Genomic DNA, 23,016 nt, shown 5'->3' on the forward strand with positions numbered 1-23,016 from the left:
GCACCGGCACCGCGCCGACGCCGGTGCGCTGCACGGGAGTCAGGCGCCCGGTCGTCGCGTCGATGCCGCGCGTCCCGCCCGTCGTGGCGGGCGGGCGCACCACGGGCGCCTGCGCCGCACCACCGGTGCCCGCGGGCGGCTGGTGCAGCGAGCGGCGGGTCGGCGGCGGCGTCGCGCCGGACGCCGGCGGGAACGCCGGGGCGCCGGCCTGGGGCTGCGCGGACTCCTCGCGCGCGCGGAGCTCCCGGCGGGTCAGCGGCCGGGACGGCTGGGCCTGGTTCTCACTCATCCTCGGAACCTCGATACAGACCGTGCTTGGCGATGTACTGCACCACGCCGTCGGGCACGAGGTACCAGACCGGCTGGCCGGCCTCGGCCCGCCGACGGCAGTCGGTGGACGAGATCGCCATGGCCGGCACCTCGAGGGTGGTGACGGCGCCCTCAGGAATCCCGTCGATCGTCAGGGCGTGGTCGGGCCGCGTGACGGCGACGAAGTGCGCCATGTCCCACAGCTCGCCCGCGTCCTTCCACGCCAGGATCTGCTCGACGGCGTCGGCACCCGTGATGAAGAACAGGTCGGCGTCCGGCCGCTCGGCGCGCAGGTCGCGCAGCGTGTCGACGGTGTACGTCAGGCCGGGACGGTCGATGTCGACCCGGCTGACCGTGAACCGCGGGTTGGACGCCGTCGCGATCACCGTCATGAGGTAGCGGTCCTCGGCCGGCGAGACCTTCTGGTGCTGCTTGAAGCCCGGCTTCCCGGTCGGCACGAACACGACCTCGTCGAGGCCGAAGTGCGCGGCCACCTCCGAGGCGGCCACGAGGTGTCCGTGGTGGATCGGGTCGAACGTGCCGCCCATCACCCCGATGCGGGGGCGACGGCGGTCACGTCCGGGCGCGTCGGTGCTCACGGGCAGGCAGACGGTTCCGGAGCCGGTGCTCAGTGGCGGTTCCAGATGTTGCGGAACGCGTAGGTCACCGCCAGGGCGAACAGCAGGCCGCCGAAGGCGAGGACCCCTAGCAGCACGGGCGAGATCCCGGCGGCGTGCTCGGCGGTCTCCTGGGCGGCCTGGACGGCGGTCTGCAGCACGATGCTCCTCCTGAAGGTGCGTGGACTTCGGCGATCAGTCTCTCACGACGGCGCGCGCGGCTCCGCCCGGCGTCGGCCGGGGTCGCGGCGCCGCGCGGCGGGCGGTCAGGGGCGCACGTGCCCGTCGCCGTGCACGACCCACTTGGTGGTCGTCAGCTCGGCCAGGCCCATGGGGCCGCGCGCGTGCAGCTTCTGCGTCGAGATGCCGATCTCCGCGCCGAGGCCGAGCTGGCCGCCGTCGGTGAACCGGGTCGAGGCGTTGACCATGATCGCGGCCGAGTCGAGCTCGGCGACGAACCGCTCGGAGGCGGCGAGGTCGCGCGTGACGATCGCCTCGGTGTGGCCCGAGGACCAGGTGCGGACGTGCTCGATCGCCTCGTCGAGGGAGTCGACCACGCGCACCGCGAGCTCCAGCGCGAGGTACTCGGTGGCCCAGTCCTCGTCCGTGGCGGGGACCACCGCGACGCCCTCGGGCGCGAGCGCCGCCGTTCGGTCGTCGCCGTGCAGCACCACGCCGGCACCGGCGAGGGCCGTGAGCGCCGCGGGCAGGAAGCCGTGAGCCGCGTCGCGGTGCACCAGCAGCGTCTCGGCGGCGTTGCACACGCCGACGCGCTGGGTCTTGGCGTTCATCACGATCTCGACGGCGGTGGCGACGTCCGCGGTCGCGTCCACGTAGACGTGCACGTTCCCGACGCCGGTCTCGATCACCGGGACGGTGGACTCCCGCACGACGGTGCGGATCAGGTCGGCGCCGCCGCGCGGGATGAGCACGTCCACCAGGCCGCGGGCGTGCATGAGCGCGACGCCGCCGGGGCGGCCGTACCGGTCGATCGACTGCACGAGGTCCGCGGGCAGGCCCTGCGCCTCGAGCGCGCGGCGCATCACGTCGGTGATGACGGTGTTCGACGACGCCGCGGCGCTGCCGCCGCGCAGGATCACGGCGTTGCCCGACTTCAGGGCGAGCCCCGCGGCGTCGACCGTGACGTTGGGCCGCGCCTCGTAGATCATGCCGACCACGCCCATGGGCACCCGCAGCTGCCGCAGGCGCAGGCCGTTCGGCAGCGTCTGGCCGCGGAGCACCTCGCCGACCGGGTCGGGCAGGCCCGCGAGCTCACGCAGGGCGTCGGCGACGGCGACCACGCGCTCCGGGGTGAGCGCGAGCCGGTCGAGCAGGCCCGGCGTCAGGCCGTTCTCGCGCCCGCGCGCCAGGTCGTCGGCGTTGGCCGCGACGACGTCGTCGGCCGCGGCCACGAGGGCGTCCGCGACGGCGTGCAGGGCCGCGTCCTTGGTCGCCCGCGTGGCGGTCGCCAGGGCGCGCGAGGCCACCTTGGCGCGGCGCGCGACGTCACGGACGGCCTGCTCGACGTCGGTCCCGGCCGTCCGGTCGCTGAGGGTCGAGGTCATGCCCCGAGGGTACTTCGGCGGCGGGCGCCGCGGCAGGGCCGTCCACGGGCGCGACGGCGGCGGCTCGCCAGGCCCGCGCGCGACCCCCTAGCATTCCGCCGACCACGACGGCCGTGGTCACCGACGGGAGAACCGATGTCGACAGCGACCACCCCCGACCTCAGCCGCACCGCGCGGCTCGACCGGCTGCCCTTCACCCGGGCGCACCGCCGGCTGCTCACGGGCGCCGGGGTGGGCTGGGCGCTCGACGCGATGGACGTCGGCATCGTGTCCTACGTGCTGGCCGCCCTGGCGGTGCAGTGGCAGCTGACCACCGGGGAGCTGTCGCTGCTCGGCTCGATCGGCTTCGCCGGCATGGCCGTGGGCGCGGCGCTCGGCGGGCTGCTCGCCGACAAGGTGGGCCGCCGGCAGGTGTTCGCGCTGACCCTGCTGGTGTACGGGCTCGCGACCGGCGCCTCCGCCCTCGCCGGTGGCGTCGCCGTCCTGCTCGTGCTGCGCTTCGTCGTCGGGCTGGGCCTCGGCGCCGAGCTGCCCGTCGCCTCGACGCTCGTGAGCGAGTACGCCCCGGCGCGCATCCGCGGCCGCGTGATCGTGGTGCTCGAGTCCTTCTGGGCCGTGGGCTGGATCGCCGCCGCGCTCATCGGGACGTTCGTCGTCGCCGGGTCCGACGACGGCTGGCGCTGGGCGTTCCTCATCGGGCTCGCGCCGGCGCTGTACGCGATCGTCGTGCGGGTCGGGCTGCCCGAGTCGGTGCGGTTCCTCGAGCGCCAGGGCCGGCACGCCGAGGCCGAGGCCGCCGTGCGCCGCTTCGAGGAGTCGGCCGGGGTGCCGGTGCCCGATGACGCCGGCATCCCGACCGACCTGGTCCGCGCCGGTGCGCCCGCGCGCCGCGTGCCCGTGCGCGAGCTGTTCACCGCCGCCCTGCGCCGCCGCACGGTCGCGCTGTGGCTCACCTGGTTCGGCGTGAACTTCGCCTACTACGGCGCGTTCACGTGGATGCCGACGCTGCTGGTGGCCGACGGGTTCGGCCTGGTGCGGTCGTTCACGTTCACGCTGGTCTTCACGCTCGCCCAGCTGCCGGGCTACGCGGTGGCGGCCTGGCTCATCGAGGCCTGGGGCCGGCGCGCCGTCCTGGTGACGTTCCTGGCGGGCTCGGCGGTCTCGGCGGTCGGCTTCGGCCTGGCGGGCTCCGTGCCGGCGATCCTCGTGGCCGGTATCGCGCTGTCGTTCTTCAACCTCGGCGCGTGGGGCGCCCTGTACGCGGTGACGCCGGAGAGCTACCCCACCGCCCTGCGCGCGACCGGCTCGGGCAGCGCCACCGCGTTCGGCCGCCTCGCCTCGATCCTCGCCCCGCTCGTCGTGCTGCCGCTGCACGACCGCATCGGCACCGTGGGCGTGTTCGTCGTGTTCGCCGCGGCGTTCGTCCTGGCGATGGCCGGCTCGGCGATGCTCGCCGAGCTGCGCGGCCGCCGCCTGGAGGAGGACCTCCCGGCCGCCTGACGGGGGCTCAGCGGGCGGCGCGCGCCCGCTGGCGGGCGCGGTGCTCCAGCACCAGGTCGTCGCGGTGCACGATCTCGCGGTCGTACCCCTCCCCCAGCGCCTCGCGCAGCTCGGCGGTCTGCCGACCCAGCAGCGCGGGCAGCTCGTGGGAGTCGAAGGCGACGAGGCCGCGGGCCACGACGGCGCCGTCGGGCGCCACGAGCTCCACCGGGTCGCCGGCGTCGAACTCGCCGTCGACGCGCGTGACGCCCGCGGGCAGCAGCGACGCGCGGCCGCCGAGCACCGCGCGGGCCGCGCCGTCGTCGACGTGCAGCCGCCCCCGCACCCGCGCCGCGTGCGCGATCCACAGCCGGCGCGCCGACGCCCGCCGCCCGGTGGCCGCGAAGAACGTGCCGACGTCCGCGCCGGCCAGCGCCGCGGCGGCGTTCGCCGCGCGGGTGAGCACGACCGGCACGCCGGACGCCGTCGCGATCCGCACCGACTCGAGCTTGGTGACCATGCCGCCGGTGCCGAGCACGCTGCCCCGCGCGGTCACGGGCACGTCGGCCACCTCGGCGAGGTCGCCCACGTACGGGATGCGGCGCGCGCCGGGGCGCGACGGCGGCGCGTCGTGCAGGCCGTCGACGTCGGTGAGCAGCACGAGCGCGTCCGCCTTGACGAGGTGGGACACGAGCGCGGCGAGCCGGTCGTTGTCGCCGAACTTCAGCTCGTCGGTGGTGACGGCGTCGTTCTCGTTGACCACGGGCACGACGCCGAGCGCCAGCAGGCGCGACAGCGAGCGCTGGGCGTTCTTGTAGCGCAGCCGGCGCACCGTGTCCTCGGCGGTGAGCAGGATCTGCCCCACGCCGATGCCGTGCGCCGCGAACGCCTCCGTGTACCGGGCCACGAGCATGCCCTGGCCCACCGACGCGGCCGCCTGCATCGTGGCCAGGTCGCGCGGGCGGGTCGCGAGCCCCAGGGGTCCGATCCCGGCCGAGATGGCGCCGGAGGTCACCAGGACGACCTGCGCCCCGGCGGCGTGCCGCGCGGCGAGCACGTCCACCAGGGCGCGCAGGGCGCCGACGTCGAGCCGGCCGTCCGGGCCGGTGAGCGAGGACGAGCCGATCTTGACGACGACGCGGCGGGCCGCGGGCAGCACGTCGCGGGAGGTGGCGTCGCGGGAGGTGGCACGGACGACGGGGACGTTCACCGCCCCATCATCGCCCGCCGTGGCCCCCGGTGGGCGGACGTGTCCGCCGGTCAGACGGCCGTCACTCGTCGTCGGGGCGGGTCCAGACGCCCTGCTCGCGCTCGGTCCACAGCTCGCGGCGGGCCTCCGTCTTGGCGTCCATGCGCTCGGTGAACTCCCGGCGCCGGTCGGCGCGGGTCGGGCGAGCGCGGTCCTCGAGACGCAGGTCCGTGCCGCGGGCGCCGAGCAGCTCCGGCCCCGTCATGAGGGTCGGCTCCCAGTCGAAGACGACGGCGTTGCGCGGGTCGCCGATGCGCACCTCGTCGCCCGCCACGGCCCCGGCCTGGAGCAGCTTGTCCTCCACGCCCAGCTTGGCCAGGCGGTCGGCGAGGAAGCCGACGGCCTCGTCGTTGTTGAAGTCCGTCTGGCGCACCCAGCGCTCCGGCTTGGACCCGCGCACCTCGAAGTAGACGCCGTCCGCGTCGGTCCTGCGCGTCACCGTGAAGCCCGCCTCGTCGACGGCGCGCGGGCGCAGCACGACGCGGGCCGGCGCGGGCGCCGGGGCGGCCGCGCGGGCCTGGGCGACGATCTCGGCCAGGGCGAAGGTCAGCGGGCGCAGGCCCTCGTGGCTCGCCGTGGAGATCTCGAACACCCGCAGGCCACGGGCCTCGAGCTCGGGGCGCACCAGCTCGGCCAGCTCGCGGGCCTCGGGCACGTCGATCTTGTTCAGCACGACCAGGCGCGGGCGCTCCGTGAGCGGCACGCGGCCGCCCTCGATCTCCAGGTCGCCGGCGTAGGCCGCCAGCTCGGCCTCGATGACGTCGAGGTCGCTCAGCGGGTCGCGGCCCGGCTCGAGCGTGGCGCAGTCGAGCACGTGGACGATGACGGCGGTGCGCTCGATGTGGCGCAGGAACTCCAGGCCGAGGCCCTTGCCCTCGCTCGCGCCGGGGATGAGGCCCGGCACGTCGGCGACGGTGAACCGGGTGTCGCCGGCCTCGACCACCCCGAGGTTGGGCACCAGCGTGGTGAACGGGTAGTCGGCGATCTTCGGGCGCGCCGCGGAGACGGCGGCGATGAGCGAGGACTTGCCGGCGCTGGGGAAGCCCACCAGCGCGACGTCGGCGATGGTCTTGAGCTCGAGCACGACGTCGGCGGTCTCGCCGGGCTCGCCGAGCAGCGCGAAGCCGGGGGCCTTGCGCTTCGGGGAGGACAGCGCGCGGTTGCCCAGCCCGCCGCGCCCGCCGTGCGCGACGACGTACTCGGCGCCCTCGCCGACGAGGTCGGCGAGCACGGTGCCGTCGGGGGTCTTGACCACGGTGCCGTCGGGCACGCGCAGGACGAGGTCCTCGCCCTTCGCGCCGTCGCGGTCGTCACCCATGCCCTGGGTGCCGTTGGCCGCGTGGCGGTGCGGCGAGTGGTGGTACTCGAGCAGCGTGGTGGTCTGGGGGTCGACGACGAGGCGCACGCTGCCGCCGTCTCCCCCGTTGCCACCGTCGGGGCCCGCGAGGGGCTTGAACTTCTCGCGACGGATGGAGGCGACACCGTGGCCGCCGTCGCCGCCGGAAGCGTGCAGGACGACTCGGTCGACGAAGCTGGCCATGGGACGATCCTCTCAGGACGCAGCGGAGGGGCGCACCGCACCGGTGCGCCCCTCCGCTGGAGTGGTGTGGGTGAGGCTCAGGCCTCGACGATGTCGACGACCTTGCGGCCGCGACGCGTCGCGAACTGGACCGCGCCGGCGGCCAGCGCGAACAGCGTGTCGTCGCCACCGCGGCCGACGTTGGCGCCCGGGTGGAAGTGGGTGCCGCGCTGGCGGACGATGATCTCGCCGGCCTTGACGACCTGACCGCCGAAGCGCTTGACGCCGAGGGACTTGGCGTTCGAGTCGCGACCGTTGCGCGAGGAGCTCGCGCCCTTCTTGTGTGCCATCTGACTGACCTGCTTTCAGTACCGAAGAACGGGGATTGTCACCAGCGCCGTGCGGGCGGGCCCGCGGCGCCGGGAAGTCACTTGATGCCGGTGACCTTGAGGCGGGTCAGGCTCTGGCGGTGACCCTGGCGCTTGCGGTAGCCGGTCTTGTTCTTGTACTTGAGGATCGTGACCTTCGGGCCCTTCTCGTCCCGCACGACCTCGGCGGTGACCTTGACCTTGGCCAGCTGCGCGGCGTCGGTGGTCACCTTCTCCCCGTCCACCAACAGGAGAGCGGCGAGCTCGACCGTGTCGCCGGCCTTCGCCTCGATCTTGTTCGTGACGACGATGTCCCCGACGGACACCTTCTCCTGACGGCCACCGGCCTTGACGATCGCGTAAACCACGTTGCTGCTCATCTCTCCTGGTCTTGGCGTGCCGCACGTCGGGATACACCGTCTTGGTCGGCAACTCGGCCCGCCGCGGCGGTCGAGTGCGGTGCGTCCGTGGGCACACGGGACAGGCACGCCGATGGCGCGCCGACGTCACAGCCTACGCGACGGCCCGTAGCGGATCAAACGTGAGGTGCCGCACCGAGGGCGCCCGAGGACCGCTCGCAGGCCGTGCGCAGGCCGTGCGCAGGCACGATCCACCCGGGTTCGGTACAGTCGTTGGCCGTCTCTTGACCATTCGATGAGAGGACCACGCCTGTGGCGCCCGCCTCACGCACCACGTCGGCCGACGACAAGCCCAGCCATCCCCCGCGCAGCACCCCCGCCGCCCCACCTTCGCACCGGCCTCGCGCCGCGCGCATCCTGCGGGAGGTCACCTCCCCCGCCACCACGGGAAGCCCGCACCCGGCCCTGCTGCCCGGGATCGGCGTCGAGCAGACGGACCGGACCTTCGGCATCGACAAGGCCGTCTTCGCCGTCGCCGCCGCGCTCGTCGTGGCGGTCCTGGTCTGGGGCGTCGCGTCCCCGGGCAGCCTCTCCGCCTTCGCCTCCGCCGGCTTCGCCTTCGTCACCACCGACTTCGGCTGGTTCTTCGGCATCCTCACCGTCGCGGTCTTCCTGTTCATGATGTGGCTCGGCTTCGGCCGCTACCGCGCCGTGCGGCTCGGCCAGGACGACGAGAAGCCGGAGTTCTCCACCGTCTCCTGGGTCGCGATGCTGTTCTCGGCGGGCATCGGCATCGGCCTGCTGTTCTACGGGCCGCTCGAGCCCATGACCTACTTCCTCGACCTGCCGCCCGCGTTCGAGGACGCCGCGGCCGGCAGCAACGAGGCGATGCACGTGGCCGTGGCCCAGACGCTCTTCCACTGGGGACCGGTCGCGTGGGGCTACTACGCCCTCGTCGGCGGCGCCGTCGCGTACGCCGCCTACCGCAAGGGCCGCTCGCCGCTGATGTCGGCCCTGCTGGAGCCGATCTTCGGGCGGCGCACCGAGGGCGCGCTCGGCAAGGTCGTCGACGTCTTCGCGATCGTCGTCACCCTCTTCGGCACCGCGGTCTCGCTCGGCATCGGGGCCCTGCAGATCGGCCGGGGCGTCGAGATCGTCGGTGGGATCGGCCCGCTGGGCAACGGGGTGATCGTCGGCATCATCGCCGTGCTGGCCGTCGCGTTCATCTTCTCGGCGGTCTCGGGCCTCAAGCGCGGCATCCGCGCCCTGTCGAACGTGAACATGGCCGTGGCCGGGCTGCTCGGCGTCTTCGTCTTCGTCGCCGGGCCCACGGTGCTGCTGCTCAACCTCGTGCCCGGCGTCCTCATGACGTTCCTCGGCGAGCTGCCGACGCTGATGGCACAGTCGGCGGCGACCACGTCCGACGCCCAGGGGTTCATGAGCACCTGGACGACCTACTACTGGGCCTGGTGGGTGTCCTGGACGCCGTTCGTGGGCATGTTCATCGCGAAGATCAGCCGCGGCCGGACCCTGCGCGAGTTCGTCGTCACCGTCATCGTCGTGCCGAGCGTCGTGTGCCTCGTGTGGTTCACCGTCGTGGGCGGCACGAGCATGTGGCTCGAGCAGACCGGCGCCGCGATCAGCGCCGCCGAGTCCGGCGAGGACATGCTCTTCACCGTGCTGCGCGAGCTGCCGTTCGGCGCGGTGACCTCCGTGCTGGCGATGGTCTCGATCGTCATCTTCTTCGTCACCAGCGCCGACTCCGCGTCGATCGTCATGGCGTCCCTCTCGGAGCGGGGCAACCCCGAGCCGCGCCGCTGGACGACGGTGGTGTGGGGCGTCGCGCTCGCCGCGATCGCCGGGGTGCTCCTCGTGGGCGGCGGCGAGGTGGCCCTGTCGGGCCTGCAGAGCCTGATGATCGTCTCGGCGCTGCCGTTCGCCGTCGTGGTCATCCTCGTCATGGTCGCGTGGGCCAAGGACCTCGCCCGCGACCCGCTGACGCTGCGCCGCCGGTACGCGCGCGAGGCGCTCGACCAGGGCGTGCGCGCCGGCATCGAGGAGCACGGCGACGACTTCGTCGTCGGGGTCGTGGCCACGGAGCCCGACGAGGGCGCGGGCGCCTGGCTGGACACCGACGACCCGGCGCTCACGGACTGGTACCAGCCCGAGGACCAGCCCGGGGACCGGCCCGGGGACCGGAGCCCGGAGCCCAAGCCCCGGCCGGCGGACCGGCCCGAGCGTGCCGGCGACGGCCGCGCTCCCGCCCCGGTGGGCTGAGCCGCCGCACGGCGGGGGCCGCCGGCACGCCGGCGGCGCCCGCCGTGCGCGGTCCTCCTCGCGGCCCGGGTCGCTCTCGCGGGTCCGTCAGTCCTCGAGCACGAAGGTGATCGCGAGCATCACCGTCCAGGCGACGATGCGGCCCTCCTCGATCTCCACCTTCTGGTCCTTGACCCACGCCCCCTGGACGTGGCGCAGCGTCGAGGCCGCCCGCTCCACGCCCACCCGGATGGCGTCCTCGAAGCTCTTCTCCGACCGCGCGCTGATCTCGGTGATCCGTGCGACCGTGTGCGTGCCTGCCATGTCGTCCTCCGATCGTCGTCGACCGCTCCCCCGACCTCGTCGCCCCGTCGCGGCGGGTGGGCGCCGGCGGGGCGCGCTCGGCGCCTCGGCCCGCACGGCCAGGATCGGCCCGGCCTGTGAGGCGCGCCACTCAGCGGGACGATGGGCTCGTGGGGCGAGCCTGGGACGCCGGTGACGACCCCGTGGCCGAGGCGCTGCGCGCCGTCGACCGCAGGGCCTTCCTGCCCCGTGCGCGACGGCAGCACGCCCGCGAGGACCGGCCGCTCGACATCGGGCTGGGCCAGACGTGCTCCCAGCCGTCCACGGTGGCGGCGATGCTGCGGCTCCTGCGGGTGCCGCCCGGCGCCCGGGTGCTCGACGTCGGGGCGGGCTCCGGCTGGACCACGGCCCTGCTCGCGCACCTGGTGGGGCCCGACGGCGAGGTGCTCGGCCTCGAGGTGCGCCCGGAGCTCGCCGCGTGGGGCGCGGCCAACGTGGCGCGGGCAGCCATGCCGTGGGCCCGCCTGGCCGAGGCGGCGCCGGGAGTGCTCGGCTCCCCCCGCCCCGGCGGGTGGGACCGCGTGCTGGTCTCCGCCGCCGCGGGGTCGCTGCCGCCGGCGCTCGTCGAGCAGGTCGCGCCGGGCGGCCGGATGGTCATCCCGGTGCGCCACGTGATGGTGCTGGTGACCAGGGACGACGACGGCGAGGTGGCGGTCAGCGGGCACGGCACGTACTCGTTCGTGCCGCTCGTCGAGGACGACGCCTGACCCGTCGGTGCCCGCCCGAGGCTCCGCGGGCACCGCGCGCGCCGGAACCTACGGTCCCGTAGGCTCGGGTCATCCACGGGCGTCCGCTCACCTTCGCGGCTGGGAAGTCGAACCGACCACTGCGAGGCAGCATGCCCCTGGCAGCACCGTCCGCCGGCCGCCGCACGGCGCCCGGCACCAGCTCCTACACCGCGCTCTCCCAGCGCGTGCGGGAGGCCGGCCTCCTGCGCCGCGCGTACGGCTACTACGCGTGGACGGGCGCCGTGCTTGTCGCCGCGCTCGGCGGCCTCGCGGCCGGGTTCGTGCTCCTCGGCGACTCGTGGCTGCAGCTGCTCGTCGCGGGCGCGCTGGGGATCGTGCTGACGCAGTTCGCCTTCCTCGCCCACGAGGCGGCGCACCGCCAGGTGCTGGCCTCCGGACCGGCCAACGACCGGCTCGGGCGCTTCCTCGCCAACGTCGTGGTGGGCATCAGCTACTCGTGGTGGATGTCCAAGCACTCGCGCCACCACGCCAACCCCAACCGGGTGGGCAAGGACCCCGACATCGCCAACGACGTCGTCGTCTTCACCGAGGACGGGGCCCGCGGCCAGCGCCGCTGGCTGCGGCCGCTCACCCGGGTGCAGGGCTGGGCGTTCTTCCCGCTGCTGACGCTCGAGGGGCTCAACCTGCACGTCACCTCCGTCCGCTCGCTGCTGCGCGGCACGCGGGCCGACCGCGGCGCGCGGGCCCTGGAGGTCGTCACCATCGCGCTGCGGCTGGCGGCGTACGTCGGCGTGGTGTGCTGGGCCCTGCCGCTCGGGCTCGCCGCGGCGTTCCTGGGCGTGCAGCTCGCCGTCTTCGGCGTCTACATGGGGGCGTCGTTCGCGCCCAACCACAAGGGCATGGCGATCATCCCGGCCGAGAGCCGGATCGACTTCTTCTCCAAGCAGGTGCTCACCTCGCGCAACATCCGCGGCGGGGCGCTGATGAGCGTGCTCATGGGCGGGCTCAACCACCAGGTCGAGCACCACCTGTTCCCCAGCATGCCCCGGCCGCACCTGACGCGAGCGCGCGAGCTGGTCCGCGCGCACTGCACGACCCACCAGGTGCCCTACACCGAGACGAGCCTCGTGCGGTCCTACGCGATCGTCGTGCGCTACCTCAATCGGGTCGGGCTCGCGGCGCGCGACCCGTTCGACTGCCCCGCGTACCACCGCCTGCGCGGCGTCTGACCGCCGCCCGCGGCGGGCGCTACCCGCCGCGGTGCAGCCGGCAGCGCGCCTGGTAGGACTCCGTGCCGCCGACGTGCGCGGGCACGGGCGCGGCGGCGTCGGCGACCGTGCCCGGCGGCTCGTCGGCGCGCACCCGCACGTGGTACGCGGCGTCGCGGCCGCACACCGCGCAGACGGCGGTGAGCTTGTCGACCCGCTCCGCCACGGCCATGAGCGCCGGCATCGGCTCGAACGGCCGCCCGTCGAACGTCACGGACAGCCCGGCCACCACGACGACGACGCCGGCGTCCGCCAGCCCGGTCGCCACCTCGACGAGCCCCGGGCCGAAGAACTGCGCCTCGTCGACGGCCACCAGCTCCGTGCCCGGCGGCACCAGGTCCGGCAGGTCCGCGGCGGACGCCGCCGGCAGCGACTCCACCGCCAGCCCCGAGTGCGAGGCGACCCGCCCGGCGCCGGAGCGGGTGTCGAGCGCGTGGCTGACCACGACGACGGCACGGCCCGCGAGCCGCGCCCGGTGCACCCGCCGCACCAGCTCCTCCGACTTGCCGGCGAACATGGGGCCGGCCACCACCTCGATGCGCCCGGCCCCCAGGCCGGGCGACGCCTCCCGCGGCACGGTCATGCGCCCAGTCAAGCGGACCGGTCAAGCACCCCGGTCGAGGTCCCCGGTCGAGGACCGCTCGAGGACCCGGTCGCACGACGGGCGACGCCCCGCCGCGCAGGTGCGCGGCGGGGCGTCGGGTCGCGAGCCAGGACGGGCTCGCGGCGGGCTCGGTCCTCGGCGGGCTCAGTCCTCGGCGGGCTCAGTCCTCGGCGGGCTCGGCGTCGGCGACCGGCTCGACGTCGGCGACCGGCTCGGCGTCGGCGACCGGCTCGACGACCTCCTCGCGACCGGCCACGACGACCGTCTGCTGCACGGCCTCCTGCACCGTCTCCTCGACCACCGTCCCGGCGACCTCGTCCTTGTGCTCGTGCGCGTGCGCCGCGGCCGCGGCGATCGTGGCCAGCCTGGCCTTCACGGCCTCGCGCGCCTCCGACCTGTCGTCGGGGAGCTTGGGGACCTCGGCGTGCGCCGGCTCCGGCTCCTTGGCCGTGCCGCGCTTGCGGCGCGAGCGCTTCGCGCCCTCGGCCTCGCCGCCGCCCTCGTGGGCGTGGTTGTGCTGGCCCTTCTCGACCGGGTCGGTGTGCACGACGAAGCCGCGGCCCTTGCAGTGCTCGCAGGTCTCCGAGAACGCCTCGACCAGGCCCTGGCCCACGCGCTTGCGGGTCATCTGCACCAGGCCCAGCGAGGTCACCTCGGCCACCTGGTGCTTGGTGCGGTCGCGGCCCAGGCACTCCACCAGGCGGCGCAGCACCAGGTCGCGGTTCGACTCGAGCACCATGTCGATGAAGTCGATGACGATGATGCCGCCGATGTCGCGCAGCCTCAGCTGGCGGACGATCTCCTCGGCAGCCTCGAGGTTGTTGCGCGTGACGGTCTCCTCGAGCGTGCCGCCCTCGCCGGTGAACTTGCCGGTGTTGACGTCGATGACCGTCATCGCCTCGGTGCGGTCGATGACCAGCGAGCCGCCCGAGGGCAGCCACACCTTGCGGTCCATCCCCTTGGCGAGCTGCTCGTCGACGCGGTGCGTCGCGAACGCGTCGGTGGTCTCGGTCCACTTGGTGACCCGCTCGCGCAGGTCCGGGGCGAGCTCCTCGACGTACGACGAGACCTCGCGCCACGCGTCGTCGCCCTGGACGACGAGCGAGGTGAAGTCGTCGTTGAAGATGTCGCGGACCACGCGGATGGCCAGGTCGGGCTCGCCCTGCAGCAGGGCGGGCGCCGACGCGCCCTTCTCCGCCTTGGCGCTGATGGCGGACCACTGGGCCTGCAGGCGCTCGACGTCGGCGCGCAGCTCCTCGGCGCTGGCGCCCTCGGCGGCCGTGCGCACGATGACGCCGGCACCGTCGGGCACGATCTCGCGCAGGATCTTCTTGAGCCGGCCGCGCTCGACGTCGGGCAGCTTGCGGCTGATGCCCGTCATCCCGCCGCCCGGCACGAACACCAGGTAGCGGCCGGCCAGGGTGATCTGGCTCGTGAGGCGCGCGCCCTTGTGCCCGATCGGGTCCTTGGTGACCTGCACCAGCACGGTGTCGCCCGACTTCAGCGCCTGCTCGATGCGGCGCGGCTGGCCCTCGAGGCCCGCGGCGTCCCAGTTCACCTCGCCGGCGTACAGCACGGCGTTGCGGCCCTTGCCGACGTCGACGAACGCGGCCTCCATGGAGGGCAGCACGTTCTGCACGCGGCCGAGGTAGACGTTGCCCACCATCGACGACTGCGACTGCTGGGAGACGTAGTGCTCCACGAGCACACCGTCCTCGAGCACCGCGATCTGCGTGCGGCCGGCCTTCTCCCGCACGATCATCGAGCGCTTGACCGACTCGCGGCGGGCGAGGAACTCGGCCTCGGTGATGATCTGCCGGCGGCGGCCGGCGTCGCGGCCCTCGCGACGGCGCTGGCGCTTGGCCTCGAGGCGGGTCGAACCCTTGAGCGCCGTGACCTCGTCGCGCTCGCGCGTGCGGGTCGTGGTCTCGGCGCGCTCGAGGCGCTCGGCGCGCGAGCCCCGGCGGCGGCGGCGGCGACGGCGGGACGCGCCGCCCTCCTGCTCGTCCTCCGGCTCGCCCGGCGCGGCCTCGTCCGGCTCGGCGCCCTGCTCGGAGACCTGCTCGGATACCTGCTCGGCGGCCTCCTCCTCGTCCTCGCCGGGCACCTCCTCGGCGTCCTCGGCCTCGTCCTCGAGCTCCTCGCCCTCGCGGTCGGCGGCCTCGTCGCCGCGGCGACCGCCACGACGGCCACGGCCGCCGCGGCGACGGCGCCGGCGGGGGCGCTCGTCGGCGTCGGCGTCGGCCTCGGCGTCGGCCTCGGCATCGGCATCGGCATCGCGGTCGTCCTCGACGAGGTCCTCCGGGCGCAGGTCGACGAGCTCGACGCCGTCGGCCAGCAGCTCGGCCTCGATCGCGGCGACCTCCTCCGCCGCGGCGACCTCGTCCTCGCTCAGCACGGGCCCGGGCGCAGTGGCGGACGGCGCGGCGGTGGCCTCGGCTGCGGCCTCGGCGGCGGGCCGGGCGGCCTCGGCGGGCGCGGGAGCCTCCGCCGGGGCGGCGGCACGGGTGGCACGGATCGCGCGGCGCGAGCGCCGGCCGGCGGCCGGGGCAGCCTCGGGGGTCTCGGCGGGCTGCGCCGGCGCGGCGGTCGCGTCGGCCGCGTCGGCCGGGGCCTCCGGCGCGCTCGGCGCCGCCTGCTCCACGTCGTGGAAGCGCGGCGGGCCCGCGGGAGCCTGCGCCCGGCGCGGGCGGCGGGCGGCGGCGGACAGGTCCGGGGCCTGGAAGAGCAGCGCGGTGGTGGCCAGGCGCGGCGTGGCCGAGCCGGGGGCCGTGGCGGCCGGCGAGGAGGGGCTCTCCTGGTGCTGCTCCAGCACGGCGGGGGCGTCCTGGGCCGCGGCGGCCTCGGCCTGCGCCGCCACCTCGGCGGCCTGCTCGGGGGTGGGCTCGTCGGCCTTGCGACGGCGGGAGCGGGTGGCGCGCTTCTTCGGGGCCGGCTCGGCGGCCTCCGCGGCAGGGGTCTCCTCCGCCGGGGCGGCCGCGGCGGGCTCCTCGACGGCCGGCTGCGTCGCGGCGTCGGCCGCGACCTCGACCGCGACGTCGACCTTGCGGCGGCGCGAGCGCGGCGCCTTCGCCGGTGCCGGCTCCGGGGCGGCCTCGGCCGGCGCGGGCTCGGCCGGCGCGGGCTCGGCCGGCGCGGTGGCGGGCTCGGCGGCGTCCCCGCCCGGCAGGACGATGTCGTCGAGCGAGCGCACGGCGCGGCGGGCGCCGCGGCCGGTCGACCGGCCCGCCGTCACCTGCGTCCTGGGCTCGGCCGCCGGCGGCGTCGGGCGCTCGGGCAGGACGATGTCGTCGAGCGAGAGCCCGGCGCCGGGCTCGGGCGTCGAGGCCGGGCGCGTGACCCGGCGGCTGCGCCGCGCGGGCGCCGCGGGGGCCTCGTCCGCCGGCTGCGCCGGGGCGGGCTCGCGGGCGGGGAGCGTGATGCCGAGGTCCTCCGGGGCCGCGGGCGTCGGCTCGGCGACCGGGCCGCCCGCGGGGCGGACCACGCGGCGGCGGCTGCGGCGCGCGGGGGCGCCGGTGGAGTCGTTCTGGGGGCCGGTCGTGCTGTCAGAGGTCACGAAGCGTGCTCCTGCTGCCCTGCGGCCCGCCCCACACCTGCGGACCGCCGGGCGGTCGTCGTCCGGACCGCGCTGCGGAGCGCTGGCGCCGGACGGAAGTCTCGGTCGCGGCCGGCGGCTCCTGCGGTCTTCGCGGACGCCGTGCGGTCCGGGGCTCCCTTCAAGCACCCCGACCGCGGCACCGCGTGCGGACGCGGGAGCTGCGGGCTCGTGGCCGCCCGGAGGTGTGGGCCCCGGCGGCTTGCCCTCCAGTATCGCACCATCCGCGCGCTCCGCGTCCGGCGGCCCGCACCGGCGTGGCGCGCAAGTCCGCGAGCGGCGCCGCCGAGCGCCGCGGCGGCTTGTGAAAGCCTTCACGAGATGGAGGTCACATCGGATCCTGTTGACTTGTGAAAGTCTTCACGAGCAGTCTGGAGGTGCGCTCGACGAGCCTCCTCGCCCCGCTCCGACCGGGGTGGTGCGGCCCGCCGGCGGCGCCCTCACGCACCTCAGGAGACGCCCGTGGACACCCTCGCGCTCGCCCGGTGGCAGTTCGCCATCACCACCGTCTACCACTTCATCTTCGTGCCCCTGACCATCGGCCTGGCGCCGCTGGTCGCGGGCATGCAGACGGCCTGGGTCGTCACGCAGAAGGACCGCTGGCTGCGGCTCACCAAGTTCTTCGGCAAGCTGCTGCTCATCAACTTCGCCCTGGGCGTGGTGACGGGCATCGTCCAGGAGTTCCAGTTCGGGATGGCCTGGAGCGAGTACTCGCGGTTCGTGGGCGACGTGTTCGGCGCGCCGCTCGCCATGGAGGCCCTGGCCGCCTTCTTCGTCGAGTCGGTGTTCCTCGGCCTGTGGATCTTCGGCTGGGACCGCGTCAGCAAGAAGGTGCACCTCGCCGCCATCTGGCTGTTCGCCCTCGCCACGAACCTGTCCGCGTTCTTCATCCTGGCGGCCAACTCCTGGATGCAGCACCCCGTCGGCACGCGGTTCAACCCCGAGACGGGCCGCGCGGAGATGGAGTCGTTCGGCGCGGTCCTCACCAACAGCACGCTGTGGGCGGCGTACCCGCACACGATCTCGGCCGCGTTCCTCGTCGGCGGCACGTTCGTCTGCGCGATCGCCCTGTGGTGGATGGTCCGCCTCGTGCGCACCCGCCGGCCGGAGCTCGTCGAGCTCGCCCGCGACACCTACCGCCCGGCGGTCACGCTCGGCGTCGTCGTCATGCTCGTCTCCGGCGCCGGCGTCGCGATCAGCGGCGACCTGCAGGGCAAGCTGATGTACGAGCAGCAGCCGGGCAAGATGTCGGCCGCCGAGGCGCTGTGCGAGGGCGAGGAGGGCGCCGCGTTCTCGATCCTCACCATCGGCGACCTGTCCGACCCCGACTCGTGCGAGGACGTCAGGCACCTCCTCACCGTCCCGGGCCTGGCGAGCTACCTCGGCACCGGCCACTTCTCCGGCGAGGAGTCCTACCTGCCGGGCACCGAGGACGTGCAGCGGGAGTACACCGAGCGCTACGGCGACACGACGGCCTCGGGCGACCCCGTGCAGTACACGCCGCCGCTCGCGATCTCCTACTGGTCCTTCCGGCTCATGATCGGCCTGGCCGGCTTCTCGGCCGCGCTGGCGGTGGCCGCCTGGTGGTACACCCGCTCCGGACGCGTCACGGACAAGCGCTGGCTCGCCCGCCTGGGCATCCTCGCCGTCCCGATGCCGTTCCTCGCCTCGTCCTTCGGCTGGATCTTCACCGAGGTGGGCCGCCAGCCGTGGGTCGTGGCGCCGAACCCCACCGGGATCGACCAGATCCGCCTGCTCACCGAGCGCGGCGTGTCCACCGCGGTGTCCCCCGGCGTCGTCCTCGGCTCGATGGTCGTCTTCACGCTCCTGTACGGCGCGCTCGGCGTCGTGTGGGTCCGCCTCATGCACCGCTACGCCGTCGAGGGCGTGCCCGGCACGGTCCGCGACGAGTCGCCCGAGGCGCGCGCCGCCGCCCGCGACGGCGGCCGGCGCGGGGACGGCCCCGACGACGGCCCCGACGGTGGCCCCGACGGCGGCCCCGACGGCCCGGGTGCCGACGCCGACGCCGACCGCCCCCTGTCCTTCGCCTACTGACGGCCCGAGCCGACGGAGATCGCCATGGACCTGCAGCTGCTCTGGTTCGTCCTCATCGCCCTGCTGTGGACGGGCTACCTCGTGCTCGAGGGCTTCGACTTCGGCGTCGGCATGCTCATGTCGGTGCTGCCGCGCGGCTCGCGCGAGGAGCGCGAGACCGAGCGCCGCCTGCTGGTCAACACCATCGGCCCGGTGTGGGACGGCAACGAGGTGTGGCTCATCACCGCCGGCGGCGCCACCTTCGCGGCGTTCCCCGAGTGGTACGCCACGATGTTCTCGGGTTTCTACGTGCCGCTGCTGCTCATCCTCGTCGCGCTGATCCTGCGCGGTGTCGCCTTCGAGTACCGCGGCAAGATCGCCGACCGCGCCTGGGCGCGCCGCTGCGACGTCGGCATCCAGGTCGGCTCGTGGGTCCCGGCCGTGCTGTGGGGCGTGGCGTTCGGCAACCTCGTGCGCGGCGTGCTGCTCGACGCCGACCACCAGTACGTGGGCGGCTTCTGGGCGCTGCTCAACCCGTTCGCGCTGCTCGGCGGCCTGACGACGCTCGTGCTGTTCCTCCTGCACGGCGCGGTGTTCGTGGCGCTCAAGACCGACGGCGCGATCCGCCACCGCGCCCGCCGCGCCGCCGGCGTGCTCGCCGTGGCGGCCGTGGCCGTGGCCGGCGCCTGGGCCGTGTGGGCGCAGGTCGCCTACTCGGTCACCTGGACGTGGGCCGCCGTGGCCGTCGCGGCCGCCGCCCTGCTCGGCGTCGTCGTCGCGAACGCGCGGGGCCGCGAGGGCTGGGCGTTCACGCTGTCGGCCACCGCGATCGTGGCCGCCGTGGTGCTGATCTTCGGCTCGATGTACCCGGACGTCATGCCCGGCCTGCCCGGCGGCGAGTCGCTGTCCGTCGCCGAGGCCTCCTCGACGCCGTACACCCTGACGATCATGACCTGGGTCGCGGTGTTCCTCACCCCGCTCGTGCTGCTGTACCAGGGCTGGACGTACTGGGTGTTCCGGCGCCGCCTGAGCACCCGGCACATCCCCGCGCCCGCCGGCCTGTCCTGGCGCAAGGTGAGGGACGCCGCGTTCGGGCACGACGGCGGGGCGGCCGTGCGCCCCACCGACCTCACCGCACCGTGAAGCCCCTCGACCCCCGGCTCCTGCGCCGCGCGCGCGCCGCGCGCCGGTACGTCGTCCTCACGGCGGTGCTCGGCCTCGCCTCCGCCGTGCTGGTGGTGGTCCAGGCGCTGGCGGTGGCGGCCCTGCTCGCGCAGGCGGTGGCCGAGCGGTCGGTGGACGCCGACGACGCGGCCCGGCTGCTCGGCGTGCTCGTGGCCGTCGCGGCCGGCCGCGCCGCCGTCGCGTGGGCGCAGGAGCGGGCGGCCCAGCGCGCGGCGGCCCGCACCGTGGCCGAGCTGCGGGAGCAGGTGCTCGCCCACGCCGTCGCGCTCGGGCCGCGCTGGGCCACCGGCGCGCGCCGCACGGAGGTCGCCACGCTGGTGACCCGCGGGCTGGACGCGCTCGAGCCCTACCTCGTGCGCTACCTGCCGTCCCTGCTGCTCACGGCGCTCGTCACGCCCGCCGCGCTGGTGGTGGTGCTGGGCCTGGACTGGGTGTCGTTCGCCATCTGCCTGGTGACGCTGCCTCTGGTGCCGCTGTTCATGTGGCTCGTCGGCGTCATGACCGCCGGCACCTCCGAGCGCCGCCTCGTGGTGGTCCAGCGCCTCGGCGCCCAGGTGCTCGACCTGCTGGCCGGGCTGCCCACGCTGCGCGCGTTCGGCCGCGAGACCGGCCCCGGGGCGCGGGTGCGCGCCCTCGGCGACGCCTCGCGCAAGGCCACCATGGGCACCCTGCGGGTCGCCTTCCTCTCCGGCATGGTGCTCGAGCTGCTCACGACCCTGTCGGTGGCGGTCGTCGCCGTCGGCGTGGGCCTGCGGCTCGTCGAGGGCCACATGACCCTCCAGGCGGGCCTCGCGGTCATCATGCTCGCCCCGGAGGTGTACCAGCCGCTGCGGCAGGTGGGCGCGCAGTTCCACGCGTCGACCGACGGGCTCGCCGCCGCCGAGCGCGCCTTCGCCATCCTCGCCGAGCCGCTGCCCGACGCCGCGCCCGCCGCCCGGCGCGTGCCCGCTCCCCCGCTGGCCGGCGCCACGCTCGTCCTCGACGGCGTCACCGTGCGGGCCGGGGACCGCGCCGTCGCCGCGCCCGCGGACCTGCGCGCGCGGGTGCCCCTGGGCACCGCCCGCCCCGGCGGCGGCCGCGTCGTCGCCCTGCGCGGTCCCAGCGGCGCCGGGAAGTCGACGACGGCGCTCGTGCTGCTCGGGCTGCTGCGCCCGGACGCCGGCCGCGTGCTCGTCGAGACGCCGGACGGCGTCGTCGACCTCGCCGACGTCGACCCCGCCACGTGGTGGGCGCAGGTGGCCTGGGTGCCGCAGCGCCCCGCGCTGCCGCCGGGCACGCTGCGCGACGCCGTGCTGGGTGAGGCCGCCGGCGGGACGGCCGGTGACCCGGCCGGTGACGGGGCGCGGCCGGACGCCGCGGCGCTGGACGCCGCCGCGGCGGCCACCGGGCTCGCCGCCGTCGTGGCCACGCTCCCGGCGGGCTGGGACACGCCCGTCGGCCTCGGCGGCGTGGGGCTGTCCGTCGGCCAGCGCCAGCGCGTGGCCCTCACCGCCGCACTGCTCGCGCCGTCGGCGCGGCGCCCGCTCGTCGTCCTGGACGAGCCCACCGCCCATCTCGACGCCGCCGGCGAGCGCGTCGTGCTCGACGCCGTGCGCGCGTGGCGCGACGCGGGCGCCACGGTCGTCGTCGTGGCCCACCGCGCCTCGCTCCTGGCCCTCGCGGACCAGGTGGTCGACGTCGCGGCACGCACCCTCGAGGAGGTCCCCGCGTGACCCGCCCCGTGCCCAGCACCGTGACCCGCACCGTGACCCGCACCGTGTCCCGCACCCTGACCCGGCCCGCACCCCGCCGCGCCGCCGCCCGTGACCCGCTGCGCCGGCTCGCGCCCCTGCTCGAGGTCGACCGCGGCCGCGTCGTGCGCGCCGTGCTGCTCGGCACCGTGGCGCTGGGCTGCGCCGTCGGGCTCTCCGCCGTCGCGGCCTGGCTCATCGCCCGCGCCTCGCAGATGCCGCCCGTGCTCACGCTGTCGATCGCCACGGTGACGGTGCGGGCGTTCGGCATCGGCCGCGGCGTCTTCCGCTACCTCGAGCGGCTGGCGTCGCACGACGTCGCGCTGCGCGGCATGGCGGCGCTGCGCGCGCGCCTGTACGAGGCGATGGCGCGCGGCCCGGTGACCGGCGTGGTGAGCCTGCGCCGCGGCGACCTGCTGGCCCGCGTCGGCGCCGACGTCGACGCGGTGGGCGACGTGGTGGTGCGCAGCCTGGTGCCCGCCGGGGTGGCCCTGCTCGTGAGCCTCGGCTCCGTGGTGCTCGTCGGGGTCTTCCTGCCGGCGGCCGGCGTGGCGCTGCTGGTGTGCCTGCTGCTGGCCGGGGTGCTCGCGCCGTGGCTCGCGGCCCGGGCCTCGCGCGCCACGGAGGTGCTCGGCGCGCAGGCCCGCGCGGACGTCACCACGCGGGCGCTGGGCATCCTCGAGGAGGGCGCCCAGCTGCGCGTGGCCGGCCGGCTCGACGCCGAGCTCGCCGCCCTGCGGGAGGCGGACGCGCGGCTGACCGAGGCCGGCGACCAGGGCGCGCGCACCGCGGGCACGGCGGCGGCGATCGGCGCGGCGGCGCAGACCCTGGCCGTCGTGGCCGCGCTGGTGCTCGGCATCCCCGCGGTGACGGCCGGCACGCTGGCGCCGACCGAGCTCGCCGTCATCGTGCTGACCCCGCTCGCGGCGTTCGAGGCCGCCACGGCGCTGCCCGCCGCGGCGATCCAGCTGCGCCGCTCGCGCGAGGCCGCGCGCCGGCTCGTGGCCCTGCTGCCCGACGAGCTGCCCGACGGCACGCCCCCCGGGGCGCCGTCACCGCCCGCGCCCGGCGTGCTGCTGGAGCTCGACGGCGTCGCCGCCGGCTGGCCCGGGCCGGACGGCGGCACCCGGGCCGCCGTGGCCGGCGTCGACCTCGCGCTGCGGCCCGGCGGCGTCGTCGCCCTCGCCGGGCCGTCCGGCGTCGGCAAGACGACGCTGCTGATGACCGCCGCCGGCCTGCTGCCCGCGGCGGGCGGCGCCGTGCGGGCGGACGCCCCGCTCTTCCTCGCCGAGGACGCCCACCTGTTCGACACCACGGTGCTGGAGAACCTGCGCGTCGCGCGCGGGGACGTCACGCCCGCCGAGGCGCGCGCCGCGCTCGACGCCGTCGGGCTCGGCGGCTGGCTCGCGGCGCTGCCCGCCGGGCTCGACACGCTGCTGGGGGCCGACGCCACCACGGTGTCCGGCGGCGAGCGCCGCCGCCTGCTGGTGGCCCGCGGCCTGCTCGCGCGCGCGAAGGTGCTGCTGGTGGACGAGCCGGCCGAGCACCTCGACGCCGCCACCGCGGACGCCCTCGTCGACGCCCTGGCCCGGCACGCGCGGGCCACGGGCGGCGCCGTCGTCGTCGCGACCCACCGGCTCGCCGCCGCCGCGGGGGCGGACGAGGTGCTGCTGCTCGGCGGGCCGGGTGCGGAGGCCGGCGGGGCGACGGCCGCCGCCGGCGGCGCGCCCGCCACCGTCGTCGCGCGCGGGCGGCACGCCGACCTGCTGCGCGACGTGCCGGCCTACGCCTGGGCCGCGGCGCAGGAGGCCGCACGGTAACGTCGCG

Annotated in this window: 18 protein-coding genes and 1 pseudogene; 8 read left to right on the top strand and 11 right to left on the bottom strand. The window is 75.9% G+C overall.

The window, feature by feature from the left end; genetic code table 11:
- The 4 genes and pseudogenes from U5M74_RS13245 to U5M74_RS13260 form a co-directional block, all read right to left on the bottom strand.
- Positions 1-289, bottom strand: a pseudogene (locus U5M74_RS13245) (hypothetical protein); the annotation flags it as partial.
- A complete protein-coding gene (gene nadD / locus U5M74_RS13250; protein ID WP_290438914.1) occupies positions 282-908 on the bottom strand; it encodes a nicotinate-nucleotide adenylyltransferase in 627 nt (208 codons plus the stop codon). The pseudogene U5M74_RS13245 and the gene nadD, both read right to left, overlap by 8 nt.
- A 29-nt stretch (positions 909-937) precedes the next feature.
- Positions 938-1,087, bottom strand: coding sequence for a hypothetical protein (locus U5M74_RS13255; protein WP_171906167.1), 150 nt, complete (start codon positions 1,085-1,087; stop codon positions 938-940).
- A 105-nt stretch (positions 1,088-1,192) separates the two neighbouring features.
- Positions 1,193-2,491: a glutamate-5-semialdehyde dehydrogenase gene (locus U5M74_RS13260; protein ID WP_410909413.1), complete on the bottom strand. Its 1,299-nt coding sequence runs from the start codon at positions 2,489-2,491 to the stop codon at positions 1,193-1,195.
- 135 nt (positions 2,492-2,626) lie between these two features.
- Between U5M74_RS13260 and U5M74_RS13265 the strand changes: the two genes are divergently transcribed.
- The gene (locus U5M74_RS13265) at positions 2,627-3,991 is read left to right on the top strand and encodes an MFS transporter (RefSeq protein ID WP_410909414.1); all 1,365 of its coding nucleotides are present in this window, start codon (positions 2,627-2,629) and stop codon (positions 3,989-3,991) included.
- 7 nt (positions 3,992-3,998) lie between these two features.
- On the opposite strand, the gene proB is transcribed toward U5M74_RS13265, so the two are convergent.
- The 4 genes from proB to rplU form a co-directional block, all read right to left on the bottom strand.
- Entirely contained in the window at positions 3,999-5,180 is a 1,182-nt protein-coding gene (gene proB / locus U5M74_RS13270; protein ID WP_410909415.1) for a glutamate 5-kinase, read from the bottom strand.
- Between the two features lie 61 nt (positions 5,181-5,241).
- Positions 5,242-6,759, bottom strand: coding sequence for a GTPase ObgE (gene obgE / locus U5M74_RS13275; RefSeq protein WP_410909416.1), 1,518 nt, complete (start codon positions 6,757-6,759; stop codon positions 5,242-5,244).
- Positions 6,760-6,836: 77 nt separating this feature from the next.
- Positions 6,837-7,088 carry a 50S ribosomal protein L27 gene (gene rpmA, locus U5M74_RS13280; protein WP_069983179.1) on the bottom strand — a complete coding sequence of 84 codons (252 nt, stop codon included), beginning with the start codon at positions 7,086-7,088 and terminating at the stop codon, positions 6,837-6,839.
- 77 nt (positions 7,089-7,165) lie between these two features.
- The gene (gene rplU, locus U5M74_RS13285; RefSeq protein WP_216092989.1) at positions 7,166-7,474 is read right to left on the bottom strand and encodes a 50S ribosomal protein L21; all 309 of its coding nucleotides are present in this window, start codon (positions 7,472-7,474) and stop codon (positions 7,166-7,168) included.
- Positions 7,475-7,777: 303 nt separating this feature from the next.
- On the opposite strand from rplU, the gene U5M74_RS13290 reads away from it, so the two are divergent.
- Entirely contained in the window at positions 7,778-9,742 is a 1,965-nt protein-coding gene (locus U5M74_RS13290; protein WP_410909417.1) for a BCCT family transporter, read from the top strand.
- Between the two features lie 87 nt (positions 9,743-9,829).
- Here U5M74_RS13290 and U5M74_RS13295 read toward each other — a convergent pair whose 3' ends face one another.
- Positions 9,830-10,045 carry a dodecin family protein gene (locus U5M74_RS13295; protein ID WP_069983181.1) on the bottom strand — a complete coding sequence of 72 codons (216 nt, stop codon included), beginning with the start codon at positions 10,043-10,045 and terminating at the stop codon, positions 9,830-9,832.
- 149 nt (positions 10,046-10,194) lie between these two features.
- Here U5M74_RS13295 and U5M74_RS13300 point away from each other — a divergent pair, with 149 nt between their 5' ends.
- Both U5M74_RS13300 and U5M74_RS13305 read left to right on the top strand, forming a co-directional pair.
- Positions 10,195-10,791, top strand: a complete 597-nt coding sequence (locus U5M74_RS13300) for a protein-L-isoaspartate O-methyltransferase family protein (protein ID WP_410909418.1) — start codon at positions 10,195-10,197, stop codon at positions 10,789-10,791.
- A 131-nt stretch (positions 10,792-10,922) separates the two neighbouring features.
- Entirely contained in the window at positions 10,923-12,002 is a 1,080-nt protein-coding gene (locus U5M74_RS13305; RefSeq protein WP_410909419.1) for a fatty acid desaturase family protein, read from the top strand.
- Positions 12,003-12,021: 19 nt separating this feature from the next.
- Here the strand turns inward: U5M74_RS13305 and U5M74_RS13310 are convergent, their stop codons facing one another.
- Together U5M74_RS13310 and U5M74_RS13315 are read right to left on the bottom strand one after the other, a co-directional pair.
- Positions 12,022-12,624, bottom strand: a complete 603-nt coding sequence (locus U5M74_RS13310; protein ID WP_410909420.1) for a thymidine kinase — start codon at positions 12,622-12,624, stop codon at positions 12,022-12,024.
- 181 nt (positions 12,625-12,805) lie between these two features.
- Positions 12,806-16,201, bottom strand: coding sequence for an Rne/Rng family ribonuclease (locus U5M74_RS13315; protein ID WP_410909421.1), 3,396 nt, complete (start codon positions 16,199-16,201; stop codon positions 12,806-12,808).
- A 501-nt stretch (positions 16,202-16,702) separates the two neighbouring features.
- Between U5M74_RS13315 and U5M74_RS13320 the strand changes: the two genes are divergently transcribed.
- The 4 genes from U5M74_RS13320 to cydC are packed head-to-tail and all read left to right on the top strand — an operon-like array spanning position 16,703 to position 23,009.
- A complete protein-coding gene (locus U5M74_RS13320; RefSeq protein ID WP_410909422.1) occupies positions 16,703-18,295 on the top strand; it encodes a cytochrome ubiquinol oxidase subunit I in 1,593 nt (530 codons plus the stop codon).
- 24 nt (positions 18,296-18,319) lie between these two features.
- Positions 18,320-19,417 carry a cytochrome d ubiquinol oxidase subunit II gene (gene cydB, locus U5M74_RS13325; protein WP_410909423.1) on the top strand — a complete coding sequence of 366 codons (1,098 nt, stop codon included), beginning with the start codon at positions 18,320-18,322 and terminating at the stop codon, positions 19,415-19,417.
- Positions 19,414-21,171, top strand: coding sequence for a thiol reductant ABC exporter subunit CydD (gene cydD / locus U5M74_RS13330; RefSeq protein ID WP_410909424.1), 1,758 nt, complete (start codon positions 19,414-19,416; stop codon positions 21,169-21,171). Before cydB ends, cydD begins: the two co-directional genes overlap by 4 nt.
- The gene (cydC, locus tag U5M74_RS13335) at positions 21,168-23,009 is read left to right on the top strand and encodes a thiol reductant ABC exporter subunit CydC (protein ID WP_410909425.1); all 1,842 of its coding nucleotides are present in this window, start codon (positions 21,168-21,170) and stop codon (positions 23,007-23,009) included. The genes cydD and cydC overlap by 4 nt, the downstream gene beginning before the upstream one ends.
- The last annotated feature ends 7 nt before the right edge of the window (positions 23,010-23,016 follow it).

The organism is Puerhibacterium sp. TATVAM-FAB25, assembly GCF_046535855.1.
Classification (GTDB): domain Bacteria; phylum Actinomycetota; class Actinomycetes; order Actinomycetales; family Cellulomonadaceae; genus Puerhibacterium; species Puerhibacterium variabilis_A.

Excerpts from the sequence above, each read along its gene's own strand:
- U5M74_RS13265 (WP_410909414.1), top strand. The coding sequence starts at position 2,627 with ATGTCGACAGCGACCACCCCCGACCTCAGCCGCACCGCGCGGCTCGAC.
- rpmA (WP_069983179.1), bottom strand. The coding sequence starts at position 7,088 with ATGGCACACAAGAAGGGCGCGAGCTCCTCGCGCAACGGTCGCGACTCG.
- cydB (WP_410909423.1), top strand. The coding sequence starts at position 18,320 with ATGGACCTGCAGCTGCTCTGGTTCGTCCTCATCGCCCTGCTGTGGACG.
- obgE (WP_410909416.1), bottom strand. The coding sequence starts at position 6,759 with ATGGCCAGCTTCGTCGACCGAGTCGTCCTGCACGCTTCCGGCGGCGAC.
- U5M74_RS13310 (WP_410909420.1), bottom strand. The coding sequence starts at position 12,624 with ATGACCGTGCCGCGGGAGGCGTCGCCCGGCCTGGGGGCCGGGCGCATC.
- U5M74_RS13295 (WP_069983181.1), bottom strand. The coding sequence starts at position 10,045 with ATGGCAGGCACGCACACGGTCGCACGGATCACCGAGATCAGCGCGCGG.
- U5M74_RS13260 (WP_410909413.1), bottom strand. The coding sequence starts at position 2,491 with ATGACCTCGACCCTCAGCGACCGGACGGCCGGGACCGACGTCGAGCAG.
- U5M74_RS13305 (WP_410909419.1), top strand. The coding sequence starts at position 10,923 with ATGCCCCTGGCAGCACCGTCCGCCGGCCGCCGCACGGCGCCCGGCACC.